This is a genomic window from Enterococcus sp. 7E2_DIV0204 (assembly GCF_002140855.1).
GTDB classification, from domain to species: domain Bacteria; phylum Bacillota; class Bacilli; order Lactobacillales; family Enterococcaceae; genus Enterococcus_L; species Enterococcus_L lemimoniae.
In genome coordinates, this window is the sequence record NZ_NGKY01000001.1 from 755,918 (window position 1) to 768,650 (window position 12,733).

The following is a 12,733-nucleotide window of genomic DNA, read 5'->3' on the forward strand; positions in this document are numbered from 1 at the left end:
CACAAAATGGTTACACTTCCTACTATGAATAGCGGTTGTTTAACTAAAATTCCAACTACAATTGCTAGAAAAATCAACCCTATTGAAGCTAGACATAGATGAAATAAGCGTAAATCTGTAAATCTTGTAGGTAGCCAGTTTCTTTCAATCATTACCTGACTAAGAATAAAAAATACGATGAACCAAATTATCATGACCTTAATCACCATAGAGGGTAGTACAGCGACTACCCTCCCTCTCATTTTAATTAAGCAGCTGCTTTCGCTTTTTGTTCAGCTGCTAACTCTTCTGCTTCTTTGTCTAATTGTTGTTTTTCGTATACTTTGAAGAACGGGTAGTAGATCGCCAAAGTAATTGCAAAGTTGACACAGACAAGTAGGGCTGCTGGAATACTCCAGTTTGTACTCATCCAAGCAGCAACAGGTGCCGGTATGGCAAATGGTAAACGGGCCGCCATCATCGGGATGACATTTGTAACCGTTAAAAAGTAAGAAAATGTTGTTGTGATCAAAGGTGCCACGATAAATGGAATCCCTAAAATCGGGTTCATGACGATCGGTGTACCAAAAATCACTGGTTCATTAATATTGAATAAACCTGGTAAGAAAGATAAACGACCTAAACTTTTCAGATAAGTTGATTTAGAAAACATCATTAAAACGACTAAAGCTAAAGTAGTTCCCGCGCCGCCGATCCAGATAAACCATTGTAAAAATTGTTCAGTAAAGATATTCGGTAAATTATGAACAGAGGCACCTTCTTGGAAAGCAAGTGTATTTTCTGCAATCGACATATCCCAAAACGGTCTGATAACAGGTCCCATAATCGCAGGTCCGTGAATCCCTAAAACCCAGAAGAAACAGATCAAGAAGACTGTAAGTAGTCCACCAAATAAACTATTCCCAGCTAACGTATCTTTCAATGGCATTAATAAAGTACTTAAGAAACCATTTAAATCAAAACCAATCACATGACGAATCACCCAGAATAGCAATAAAATCACAGCGCCAGGAATCAACGCGATAAATGAATTAGATACTTCTGGTGGAACACCATCTGGCATTTTGATTGTAATATCCTTTTGTATAAAGAAACGATAAATTTCAACAGAGACAAGTGCTGTCACGATTGCTCCAAATAATGAAGCTGAACCAATATTCGCTAAATTAATATAACGCCCAGCCCCAATAACATCTTTAACATCTTCAAAAACTCTTGTTGGGGGTGCTGCTGTGACCAAAAAGGCCATCACCGCTAAGATTCCACAAGTCAAAGAATCCAATTTGTAACTTGTTGCCAAGGAAGAGGCAATCCCAAAAGTTGCATACAACGCCAAAATCCCCATTGTATAACGAGATGGAATATCCAACACTACTTGATAAGGCTCAATAAACTTCATATAAGCATCAATTGGAATATTCTGAAATACGGTAAAAAAAGCACCAACAATTGTCAAAGGCATCGTTGCGATAAGTCCCTTTCTAATTGCTGTCATGTGTCTTTGAGAGCCAAATTTATTGGCAATCGGCATCAATTTTACTTCCATCCACTGCACAAAACCATTCATTTCTTTTGTCCTCCGTTCAAAAAATTAATATGAATAAAAATCAAATTATTTCCCATTCATAATAACATGGTAACATTATAATGTAAACGTTTTTCAAAAGAAAAGTGCAACATTTTTTCATCTTTAACTAGGTAAATCAACCGGGAATATTGCACCAAAGATCATTGCACCTAGAATTGCGCCACCAGCAATCGGCTTTTTCCACACATAGAAAATCACAGCTCCAATAATAGAACCAATACCGATTGGAGCAGAAGCACCACACGCACTAATAATGATCAATGGACCTAAGAATCTCCCTGAAGCATTTCCAGCGCCCATCATAACATCAGCACCAAAAGTGGAATTTGACTGGTTGATCGTAAATTTGCGAATCACAATAATGATACCACCGATAAGCAAACCAAGGACCATCCCAGTTAATAAAGAAAGGCCAAAATTTTCAACAGGTGTTGTGATCCCCATACTTAACAGAATCGCTGGAACACCAATTCCAACTCCAGTTAGGATTGCACCACCAATATCTAAAATCCCAACAAGTGACCCTTCCAAAATTCGGGCAAATAAGAAACTTGCGCCAAATGCTGCAGCTGCACCATATGAACCACCGTCCATTCCAGCTTTTAACATAGCCACGATCGCTACCTCATTAAAAGCTCCCACACCATGTTCAATATACATATGTGTTCCAGCAAAAACGCCTGCTGACAATAAACCAACTAAAATTGGAAATGACCAATCAGCAAACCAAAAATTCTTTTTTTCCAACTCTACTATTTCATCCATCTCAGTTCCTCACTTTCTTCTGAATTATTTACCAATACTAAAAACATCATGCATATTTTGTAACCAGTTTGGAATCTGTAAGCGGAAGCTTTCAATCATTTGTAGATCAAAGCCACGGAAAAAGGCACTAAAGACAAATAATAGAATAACTGCTGCCATCATACTTTTCGTTACCTTGTTCCAACCAATTTCATCTACACCTTTACCAATCAAAATTCCAAGTACAACACCAGGAACAGCATTACCCATGATCATCGTTGCAAGTCCGCCAAAAATCGTTGCCCAAAGACCTGAACGTTTACCCGCATCGATTGCTGCTAACCAGAATAAAACTGGCATTACTGTGTTGATCAAAAGATTTGCTGCTGGCACTAAGACAGCGACTGCCGTTACTTGTAGTGACTCAGGAATTGCGGAAGCTGTCGTATTTAAGAATGCAACGACCAACATCCCAATGATTGCACCTGAAATCCCCATTTTCTTAGGATTATGCATTGTTTCAGCAATATTTTTATTTTTTACTAATAAAGCTGCAGCTGCCCAGTTAGGTATTACACGATGATCTACATCTTGGGTAAAGGCTCCAGCACCCACTGTCGACGCCCAAGCATTAAAAAAGAACCCTAGCCCAAAAGAAAAATGACTCGCCGCATCTCCCTCACAGGCATTCATCTCACCTAATGTTCTAAATGCACCTAATCCCTGTGTGCTTGGTGCATGAAACATTCTGGCAGCTCCTGCTCCTGCCGCAAATCCAACTACTCCCCCAATCAATAAAGACTTGAGTAAAACGACTAAAACATCCATTTAATTTGCCTCCTTCTGCATTCTTTTTTTCTTACCAAAAGGGATTGGAAGACCATTGGGATCAGTAACTCTTTTTTCTACAAACGGAATTGTTTCCATTTCGATCAACGTGATTTCCACTTCCACATCCAGTAATACACGATAATCCGCACGAGTACGAGGTAAAAAGAAAAAGAAAAACCGTTCTGTAAAGGTCTCTTGCTCTGCTTTAACAACTTGAATGTCAAGCGGTTCAATGCGTACAATCACATCATTTTTTTCTTTCAGCACACGATTGTGGATTTGATTCAGTGCATTTGCAAACGCCAAATTCTTTTCTTTTCCAGTTCCTTCAACTTGAATGTTCTGACGTTGTTTCATTGTTACGTTTTCCATTGATTGTTCCTCCCCTTATTTAAGCTCGTTCAACTCTATCTGAAAAAGCTGAAACATTAACTGCAACGCTTTTGGTCACATTTTATTTCCGTTTTTTTCCGAAGCCCTTCAATCCTTAGAACTTCACCTACTAGCCATTCTTTTTCATATAAGCTTCAACGATTCGTTTACCTAATTCTTCTTGATCCATAAAACCAAAGCCTAAAACTGTTTTGCCATCATTGATCGCCGTAACACCTTCATCGATCGAACGCATACCATGGCGTTCTAGATACCCATATTTTGTTGCAGCTGTTAACGCTCCAGCACCACCACTACCACAAAATGAGATTCCAAGATCTGCGTTTTCTTGCTGCATCACGTCACCTAAACGCATATCTGCACCCATTCCTGGAACAACAACTGCTTTTGCTCCTGCGGCTTCTACCCCTTTTGCTACATTTTGACCTTTTCCTAAGCGATCTGCGATTACTACTGTTATCATAATAATTCCTCCAATTTTTAAAAGCTGAACAGGCTAGCCTGCAAAGCTAGATAGTTTTTTTACTCTAATAATAGCTAGTCTTTCTTATGCTTCATTTTGTCTAGCTGCTTCAAAATGAATGGATAATACGTACATTTCATCTTGCGGTAAATTACCGATGTGTTGAACAACTTTATTTGAAATCATTAGTGCCTCTTTAGATACTTCTTCAAACATTTGTGGATCGACCCCAGACATTTTTTCTCCTGCAATCGACCGTTTGATCATTTCATTGACGTGATTGATCAAAATCGTCCATTGTAATTCAGTCGGTTGAATTACTTGTTCTTCTAATAACTCGTTGATTTGTTCAAGTGCTGCTTCTAACTCAACTTTATTCGGACTTTCATCAATGATTTTTTGAGCATCGTCAGTTAACTTCATACGTGCTCCTCCTCTCTTATATAATTCAATAAAGCAGTAATTTCTGCTTGATTAACCATCAAATCATTCTTAGCAAAAATCCGTTCTATCTGCTCTACCAGTTCTTGTTGAGCTAATAATGTTTCTTTCACGATATTGCCCTCATTTTCATATTGACTATCAAACGTAATTCGGTGGACCATCAACATCACGTGTAGTAAAAATGCTTCCTTATATTCTTGAGTCAATTTCTCTGCAAACGCCTTGAGCAGTTCTTCATAAATCACATAGGCTCGTACAAGAATATCTCGACTTTCCGCCTCAATTCCTTGTTTTTCTTTGACCTGTTGCCGAGGAATCAAGCGTGGTACTTTTCCTGATTTCGTGTGCGTCAGAATTTTATTGACCTCTTCTTGAACGGTATGAAGATCCGCTTGTGTCGGTAGCGGATTCACTTTGATAAACGGACGATTCACGATTTCTATTGGAAAAATACTCAAAACTAAGTCGGGATTTTTTTCTTCTATTACATCAACTGCATTTAAGACAGAAGCAAACCCAGCAATCTCAACATTTGAAACTTCTTCTAAAATTTTTTGCTCGATCAAACTCGTTACCCCTAAACCTGTGGAACAAACATAGACAATTCGGACAACATTGACTTCATGAAGATTTTTCTCGTAAGCCACCAAAAAGTGCAACGCAATATAGGCGATAAATGAATCATTAATCAACAATGCTGATCCGACAATACTACTTTGACTAGCCAGCTGGATCGCTGAAAATAATTGTGGATACTTTGCCTTGATATCATCAACAAACGGATTGTACTCATTTATAAAGAGGTGTTTCTTGGTCAGTCGTAAGGACAAATGAGCAAAAAGATTTGTAAATAATTGCCGATCTCGATAAAAGGGAAATTTGATTTCTTCTGAGACATCCTTGATCAACTCTTCCGTCAGCCTTACGATGTCCTGCTGATTATTCGCTACAAAGACATCGCTATAAATATAGAAATATTCATCTGCTAAAAGCGGTAATTCATAATGATTGAAAACTTTTTTCATCAATAAAAACGGCAACTCTTGTTTTTGCTGCAACATTTTTTGATTCGTCAACATCTTATAAGTACCGACCGTATGATGGAGCTGCATTCTAGACGCCGCAATCGCCACTCGTAATGTGATTGAAAGAATTTCAGCATAGTTAAATTGATCGAATAAAGAAGGATCCAAAAGTCCTGTCATTTCCTTTAGAGAAACTTGATAGATTTTTTGAAAAATCGTATTGACACCAACATGAACTTCCTGCATTTTTTTCTGTTGTCCAGACTGAACAAAGTAACTCATGATTTGATAAATATCATATTCGGTTATTTCCTTTTGCGTGATATATTCCATCAGCAAACGAATCTTGCTTTCTTCACCAATGATCGAAAATCCTTGGCGACTTTGACGATTAAGTTTTAGGTTATAATGTTGAATCAACTCGTCTACACGATCCAAATCATTAATGATGGTATTTCTACTCACCTGCAGTTCGTCCGCCAACTCCTGAGAAGTCAAAGCTGATTGAGCTAACAACAAACGGAAAATCAACTGATTGACACGTAATTCTTGATCCGGATACGTTTCAAATCGCTCAACTTCGATAATTTCATTTTTCAAAGTCAAACGTTCTGAATCAGGTATTTCTAACCAAATTCCTTTGTTGCGGCGGGTTTGTAGCAATACGTTTTGTTCTTTGAACCAATCACGAACATTTTCTAAGTCATATTTGATTGTCCGTACACTGACTTGAAAAGTTTCTGCCAATTCTTTTGTTGTCACGCTGTCTTCTAAATCTAAAAGCAGTAGCAAAATTTTTATTTCCCGTTTTGATAAGTGCAGCGACATCCTACTCACCAACTTTCTTTCCCTTACACTTGAACTATAGCTTGATTTTTATCCCATAACAACACAAAAAAGTTGCACTTACACAAGTGCAACTTTATTAGTATACTATTATTAGTTGACTATTTATATTCTCTTATTCGTTATTTAATACTACTTTTCCTTAGCATTTTAACCGTGGATACTTACTTTTTTTTTAGTGCAACAAAAACTATCCATTATTGAATATTTTTTGCACCAACTCAAACTAATTCTATTTCAAAAAGATAAAATAACGCTAATAAGCAAAAAAGAAGACCGAAGTCTTCTTTTTTACCACAGTATTTATAAAAATAAATAGATAACATCTTCTCCACAAAAATATTTATCCGACACGCCTACATCCGGTAGGTATGATTTAACATATGTGCCTCTGTTGTTTTGTTAATCACTAGCCGTCAAAACGGAACAGTCGAAACTGTCTGATTAAGTCAACTCGTCGCATGAGGATTACTTTAACACAGATATCCCTTGTTTGCAACCTCTTTATGCTTACTCATCTTCTATCAGCCAACCGGAATATAATTGTTCTACTATGTTTACTGTTTCTAAAGTCATTTTTCTTGTCATTACTGGACTCTCCAACAAATTATTTTGCAAGCATTCATTCACGTGTTCAACTTCAAAAACAAATTCACTTTTAAAATCGCCAGTCAGTTTTTCTTGGCTTCCATCTTCATAATGAATAGTTGCTTGCTTCGTTTTCCAGAAATAGGGAATTTCTATCCGCCCTTTTTCACCATAGATCGTCATTTTACTCGGAATAGCTAATTTTACTGAAATAAAAATATTGGCAACTGTTTGATTTTGAAACTTCAACGTTAAATTTACTTGATCATCCGTTGCACCTTTTTGTCTCGTCACACTACCACTGGTCTCTTTAATTGGCTGGTCTAATAGAAATTGCATATACTGGATTGGGTAACTTCCCGATCCATGTAAGGTTCCTCCGCCAGCTTCAAGCGAGTGAAACCAACTAATGTGATCAACATTTGGGTAAGCTGTAATCGACTGTAGCCAATGAACCTTTCCAATTTTATTCATTTTGATTGCTTCTTTTACTTGTAAACTAATTGGTAAAAAGACTGACTTCTGCGCTTCCATCAAAAAACAACCATTTTTTTCTGCCAGTTTAAATAATTCTTCCGCTTGATCTGTCTGTAATGTAAAAGGCTTTTCAACTAAAACATGCTTGTGATGTGCCAATGCCATTTTTGCAGCTGCGTAATGACCTTTATTATAGGTTGCAACATAAACAACATCTATCTCATTATCCATACATAATTCTTCATAACTACCATAAGCTCTAGTGATAGCCAGCTCTGTTGCCATCTTTTCTGCTTTTTCCAAGCTTCTTGATGCAATTGCGGTTGCTTGCCCCATCCGGCTTTTTTTGATTCCTTCTACAAAGCGCGGCACGATTTGAGCGGTACTCAAAATCCCATAGTGAATTTCCTTCATCTTGATCGACTCCTTTGATCATACTATAGCTATAAACAAAGAAAATTTCAAAAAGTTTCTTTGAGATGATTCCTTCATAAAAAACAAACAGGTGTGAGACAAAAGTAAAAAACACTTTTGTTTCACACCCTAAATACAAATAAATGATAGCTCATTCATCTGATAAAAAAGCATATTCGTGAATCGTTTGTCTAATCATTCCATACACCCTAATTTATTCAATCCATTGTCTACGAATATTTATGTATATCTTTATCTATGTACTACTCCCATTCAACGAATCCCAATACTTATTTTCAATGCTTGATTGACCTTCACCATATCCTCTTCCTGTAGCTGACAAATTTTGTGAAGGATTCGTTCCTTATCCAATGTTCGGATTTGTTCTAGTAATACCAATGACGGCGTCATACGATCGTCATGAGGTATATCCACTTTGACCTGAGTCGGCTGCATTTTCTTGTTCACATTCCGCGTGATAGGTGCAACGATCAACGTTGGACTAAATAAGTTCCCCTTATTATTTTGAATAATCAATACTGGTCTAATTCCTCCTTGCTCTGAACCAACAACAGGTGAGAGATTAGCATAAAAAATTTCTCCCCTTCGCATCATAATATTTTATCACCCCTAACTAACAAAACTGCACTTGTGTAAATTATATCATGCTTTTATTGAGGAGTTTTTCAATATTTTGTACCCATCCCTTAAAACTTTGATAAACTCTACAAAAAAGAGGATTTCATGAGAAAAAATAGTCATTTTCCTTTCATTCAAAAAAAACAATAATCTCTAAATAAATAAGGGCTAAAACCATTAAATAAAGAAAAAATAGAAATTTAAATCATAAAAATTATTATACATAATTTAAAATCACTTTATTAGCCATATTTAGATGAAAACAATAGATAAATAATCATTATTAAAAAGTACTTTGATTTTTTTTCGTTTCCATCAAAAATAGTATTTTTTTATAATTTTTTTCATTTATCTATGCTGCTTAATTTTCACTTCTGGTTCAATAAAAATCTATTTCTCACCAAAATTTCATTTTATAGTTTTTAGAAAAATGAGAAAAAGGAGGCAAGAAAACTCCTTTCTTGCCTCCTTTTTCTAGATTATGGCTGTGACATGTCCTTCTCCTCAGAACCTTTCTCAGGAGATTTAGGGGAGTAATTTGACCCGCCTGCTAGGTTGCCCAAACTAATTTCTAGATTCACCGTGTACTCTAACGGTACATATAGATTGTATGCACTCATGCCGACAACAGTTCCTTTAGGTTCTGCTGAATCAACGTATTTGACTGTGTACTGAATATTTGCACCTTTTGATTGGAATTCTTCATAGAATTTTTTTTGTAGATCCCCTTCTACTGTGTTTCCTCTCAAATCTTTGAGATAAGGTTGACCAGCAGAATAATACACTTTGACTTTCAAATCATCTTTACTCGTCAATTGAGTTCCCGCCTCAACACTTTGAGAAATCAACTGGCCGTACGGTACATTATTTGTAAAAACACTTTTGGCTTGAACTGTTAATCCATCTACAGCAGTTCCAGCTTCTTCTTGTGTATAGTCAGCGAAATTAGGAACTGTGTAACCTTTACCTAAAGATACCGTCACCGTTAAACTATCTTTTTTAGCCACCTTTTGGTCTTTGGCAACACTTTGAGATATAATGCTTTCTGCTGGAATTTCTGCTGAACTGGCTTCTTCATAGGTTACTTTTATATCATTTGTTTTAGCCCAGCTTTCAACTTCCGTCTTCATTTTTTTAGTAAAATCGGGAACAGAAATATTTTTTTCAAAGGTCTCTTTTCCTTTAGAATAATACATATTCGCTTTGTCTTTGCGTTTGTAATTCTCTTTTGTGACCTCTTTATTAACGATTTCAAATCGAGCTGGCTTGCCTTTTTCTAACGTCTCGTTGTATTCATCGATCAAAGAAATATTCTCTGCTTTATTTTCTTTGATCCATTTTTCCGCATCTGATTTTTTCATTGTCATAAAATCTGGCAATGTCAATTTTTCTTCTGGGTCAGCCCCTAAACTTGATTCTACTATTAATTCGGAACCTTTTTTAATTTTGCTCTCTTTTTTTGGCTTTTGTGAAATGACTTTATTGGTCTCTATCTTGTTATTATACGTTTGATCCACTTTTAATTTTAGTTTATTTTCAGTTGCCCATGCTCGTGCTTCAGATAGATCTTTACCAGTAAAATCTGGTAGTTTTACGTGGGTCATTTGATAGTAGCCAAAATACAGGAGACAAAGTGCTACAAAGGTCCCAATACCAATCAATCTAAATTTTTGTTTTCTTCTCTTATGGTAAGTTGGGTCTATTTCGGTTCCATCATCTGGCTGACTACTCCTTGTTTGTGTCATTGGTTCTTGCTCTATTTTATCCTGATCCTTTTTCGGCTCCGTTACATTAACTGGTCCGATGGGCTCTTGAACAGGATCTTTCTTTTCGCTAATTCGTTCGTTCGATGATGATCTTTCTGATTCCTGTTTGGTTTGTTCTTTTTTATCAGAGCCATCTTGTAATTTTTTCTCTTTGGTATTATCATAATTCGATTTATTGAAATTAGATAAAAAATCACTCATTCAGCATCAACTCACCTTGCTTTAAAAAATAGGTTTTATCTGATTGCTTTGCTATTTCATTTGAGTGTGTTACAACGATTACACATTTGTTATGTGTCTCGGCTAAATCTTTAAAGATATCAACAATTTCTTGCTCCATCCCTTCATCTAAATTTCCGGTTGGTTCATCTGCAAGAATGATATCAACGTTTGTTGCCAAAGCTCTGGCAATCGCTACCCGCTGCTGCTCACCACCTGATAACTGACCGACCAAACGATCTGCCTTTGCTTTATTGATCCCAATATAATCTAATAAGTTATAGGCTACTTCGCGATTATCTTTTGGCATGTCATTATCTGTGATCGACATTGCTACTAGCACATTTTCTAGAGCAGTTAAATAAGGAACTAAATTATAACTTTGGAAAATAATACTAATATCGTCTCGGCGGTATTTCTCTAATCCGATCGATTTAATATTTTGCCCTTTATAAAGAACTTCCCCAGATTTAGGTTCATCCAAGGCACTGATCAATGACAAGAAGGTTGTTTTACCAGAACCAGAATGTCCTAAAATCGTATAGAATTGTCCTTGTTCAAAATTTATCGATGTATCTTGTAAAATCATGCGACGTTTATCTCCGTCTTGATAAAAATAGCTCACATTCTTTGTTTGTAAAATTGTCATATTCGTTTCCTCCTCGTTTTAAAAGCTGAATAATCCCGTTTAGCATCGACCAAAAATAGGAAAATATGAATATGACGTTTCTTGTCACATTGATGTTTTATCATTTTTCCGAGATGCTGACTTATGATGTCGCTACATCATGATTTTCTTTGGATTCAACCGCAAAACATAGGTTAAAGGTAAAACCGCAGATAATAGAACCGTACTTAATCCTGCAATCAAGAATGTCAGGATATAGCTGATTGAAAATTTCACTTCATATGCGCTGGAAACATCTTCCGTTGTTAAAGTCGGCATACTCGCTCCGGCCCCTCCTATCATCATGGTACCACCACTATTTGCGGCGTCTCCTGCTTGAGCAAAGGCATCACTCGCAATCAACGATTCTGAAACCATTTTTCCAAGCAGATTTCCAGTGATCAACGATAAGCACATCGCTACTAGACTGATCAACAATAATTCGATTAGAATCTGCTGCATCACTTTTGTCCTTGTTTCACCTAGCGATAAGTAAATGCCCAATTCATGCTTACGGTCACGCAAGAAGAGAATAACGACTAATGAAATAATCAATAAGGTTGCGCCAATCGCTAAAAGAACTACATAACCAGAAATTTGCGACATTTTTTTAAACGTACCGCCAACTTGATCATACTGATCAGTCGATGCGGTCAATTTATACCCCTCTGGAATCGAAGATTTCGCTTCTTCTTTAAAGGCCTCCACATCTTCTGGCGATTTAAGCACATAGATAGGGGTAATTTGATTCATATCTTCTACACTTGCATCTGTACCATCGGCCTTTTTATAGCGATCAGGCACTAATGCTTTCCCTTTTTCAAATTCGACTTTATTAATAGTCATCACAGCATCATTTGGCATATAAACCGTATTAAACTGCTCTGTTTCCATAAATTGTGCTTCGAAGCCCTTTTGATCTTTGCCATCTGACTTTTTCTTCTCAACACTTGTAGGTTCAAATATCCCAATGATTTCAACGGGGTGGTCTTGACTAGCCAGTTCTTCCATTGATCCATCTTGCTTAAAGTCCATCACAGAACTATCTAAAACAACTTTGTCGCCAACATTAAATCCATTTGCTTCGGCAACTTTCTTTGAAATGATTGCAACATCTTTGCCACTATTGATCTCATCTTGTTTAAACGTTCGTCCCTCGACTAATTTCACTTTTTTATCCTTAAAGTCCAAAGGTTCGAGTAAATTATTTCCTTTAAGACTCAAGGTTTTTGGCATATTACTCATTGTCGAAGCATTTTCCATTTCATACGTTTTGATTTTTTTCACAAAAAGATTGGTTTTTACATTATAGTCAAATTCTTTAACATACGTCGAATCGCCTAATTTTTTGATGTCCTCGACTTTTAAGGCATCTGGTGAAAATGACTGACCTTCATCCATCATTTTTTGATAATCTAACTCAACACTGACCGTTGCACCTAGGTCATGTTTAATTTTCTTTTCGACATTTGCGGTTGATTGCTGTATCGCGATCGATCCTGCAATCACATTGCCTAATATAAAAATAACTGCAAATAAAATAATTGATTTTCCTTTTCTTCTTGTAACACTGCATAATGCTCGATTCCAATAGTTCATATAGTCTTCCTTCCTACTTAAAAACAATGA

At 36.5% G+C, this 12,733-nt stretch carries 12 protein-coding genes; all 12 read right to left on the reverse strand.

Going from position 1 to position 12,733, the window contains the following annotated elements:
* Window positions 1–247: 247 nt before the first annotated feature.
* Window positions 248–1,567 (reverse strand): PTS sugar transporter subunit IIC, encoded by a 1,320-nt coding sequence (locus tag A5819_RS03565; RefSeq protein WP_086281804.1) that lies wholly within the window; start codon window positions 1,565–1,567, stop codon window positions 248–250.
* A 123-nt stretch (window positions 1,568–1,690) separates the two neighbouring features.
* Window positions 1,691–2,353 (reverse strand): DUF4310 family protein, encoded by a 663-nt coding sequence (locus A5819_RS03570; RefSeq protein ID WP_086281803.1) that lies wholly within the window; start codon window positions 2,351–2,353, stop codon window positions 1,691–1,693.
* Between the two features lie 24 nt (window positions 2,354–2,377).
* The gene (locus A5819_RS03575; protein ID WP_086281802.1) at window positions 2,378–3,160 is read right to left on the reverse strand and encodes a DUF4311 domain-containing protein; all 783 of its coding nucleotides are present in this window, start codon (window positions 3,158–3,160) and stop codon (window positions 2,378–2,380) included.
* Entirely contained in the window at window positions 3,161–3,535 is a 375-nt protein-coding gene (locus tag A5819_RS03580) for a DUF4312 family protein (protein ID WP_086281801.1), read from the reverse strand. It abuts the gene before it with no gap.
* 130 nt (window positions 3,536–3,665) lie between these two features.
* Complete coding sequence (locus A5819_RS03585; RefSeq protein ID WP_086281800.1) at window positions 3,666–4,019, reverse strand: glycine-rich SFCGS family protein; 354 nt, start codon at window positions 4,017–4,019, stop codon at window positions 3,666–3,668.
* Between the two features lie 84 nt (window positions 4,020–4,103).
* Window positions 4,104–4,442 (reverse strand): PRD domain-containing protein, encoded by a 339-nt coding sequence (locus tag A5819_RS03590; protein ID WP_086281799.1) that lies wholly within the window; start codon window positions 4,440–4,442, stop codon window positions 4,104–4,106.
* Window positions 4,439–6,316 (reverse strand): HTH domain-containing protein, encoded by a 1,878-nt coding sequence (locus A5819_RS03595; RefSeq protein WP_086281798.1) that lies wholly within the window; start codon window positions 6,314–6,316, stop codon window positions 4,439–4,441. Before A5819_RS03595 ends, A5819_RS03590 begins: the two co-directional genes overlap by 4 nt.
* Window positions 6,317–6,844: 528 nt before the next feature.
* Window positions 6,845–7,813: a Gfo/Idh/MocA family protein gene (locus A5819_RS03600; RefSeq protein ID WP_086281797.1), complete on the reverse strand. Its 969-nt coding sequence runs from the start codon at window positions 7,811–7,813 to the stop codon at window positions 6,845–6,847.
* A 273-nt stretch (window positions 7,814–8,086) separates the two neighbouring features.
* Window positions 8,087–8,428 (reverse strand): type II toxin-antitoxin system PemK/MazF family toxin, encoded by a 342-nt coding sequence (locus tag A5819_RS03605; RefSeq protein ID WP_086281796.1) that lies wholly within the window; start codon window positions 8,426–8,428, stop codon window positions 8,087–8,089.
* Between the two features lie 503 nt (window positions 8,429–8,931).
* Complete coding sequence (locus tag A5819_RS03610) at window positions 8,932–10,419, reverse strand: PASTA domain-containing protein (protein WP_086281795.1); 1,488 nt, start codon at window positions 10,417–10,419, stop codon at window positions 8,932–8,934.
* Complete coding sequence (locus A5819_RS03615; RefSeq protein WP_086281794.1) at window positions 10,412–11,086, reverse strand: ABC transporter ATP-binding protein; 675 nt, start codon at window positions 11,084–11,086, stop codon at window positions 10,412–10,414. The genes A5819_RS03610 and A5819_RS03615 overlap by 8 nt, the downstream gene beginning before the upstream one ends.
* 132 nt (window positions 11,087–11,218) lie before the next feature.
* Complete coding sequence (locus tag A5819_RS03620) at window positions 11,219–12,703, reverse strand: ABC transporter permease (protein WP_086281793.1); 1,485 nt, start codon at window positions 12,701–12,703, stop codon at window positions 11,219–11,221.
* Window positions 12,704–12,733 lie beyond the last annotated feature (30 nt).